The organism is Niveispirillum sp., assembly GCF_052437035.1.
Lineage (GTDB): Bacteria > Pseudomonadota > Alphaproteobacteria > Azospirillales > Azospirillaceae > Niveispirillum.
Genome location: NZ_JBQVOH010000050.1, coordinates 1 through 613, shown reverse-complemented (window position 1 = coordinate 613; position 613 = coordinate 1). Strand labels below are relative to the sequence as shown.

The window sequence follows — 613 nt, the reverse complement described above, 5'->3', positions numbered from 1 at the left end:
CTTTTCCGCGATGGCGCTGAAGGGCGGGCCGACCACCTTGTCGGCGTTGGCGTGGCAGGTGTAGCAGCCATTGGCTTTGGCGAGTTCCACGGCGGCCAGGTCGGCGGCGGTGGCGTGCTGGGCCAGGCCGGCCAGCACGGTGGGGAGGATCAGGAGGTAACGCATGGCGGGCACCGGAGAAAGGAAGGAAAGAAGGGACAGAAAAAAGGGGTGGCATGGCCTGGGCCACGCCACCCCCAACACCACATCACTTCATGAGCTTGAAGGTCCAGACCGAACCGCCCTGTTCGAGGAAGTTGACCTTCTTGGCCACTTCACCGCCCCACAGCGGCACGGCACCGCCCCAGCCCGAGACCACGCTGACGTACTGCTCGCCGCCCTCGGTCCAGGTGATGGGGGGCGCGACCACGCCGGAGCAGGTCTGGAACTGCCACACCACCTTGCCGGTCTTGGCGTCGGCGGCCTTCAGGTAACCCTCGGGCGTGCCCCAGAACACGAGGTCGCCGGCGGTGAGCACACCGCCCCACAGCGGCGCGCTGTTCTTGACTTCCCAGGCCACCTTGCCGGTCTTGGGATCTATCGCGCGCAGCGAACCGATATGGTCGTCGAACAG

1 protein-coding gene is annotated in these 613 nt (G+C 66.6%); it reads right to left on the bottom strand.

What is annotated here, in order from left to right; genetic code table 11:
- Nucleotides 1–247: 247 nt before the first annotated feature.
- A partial coding sequence (locus ACT6Q8_RS25620) for an outer membrane protein assembly factor BamB family protein (protein WP_444739494.1) occupies nt 248–613 on the bottom strand: 366 nt, incomplete at its 5' end.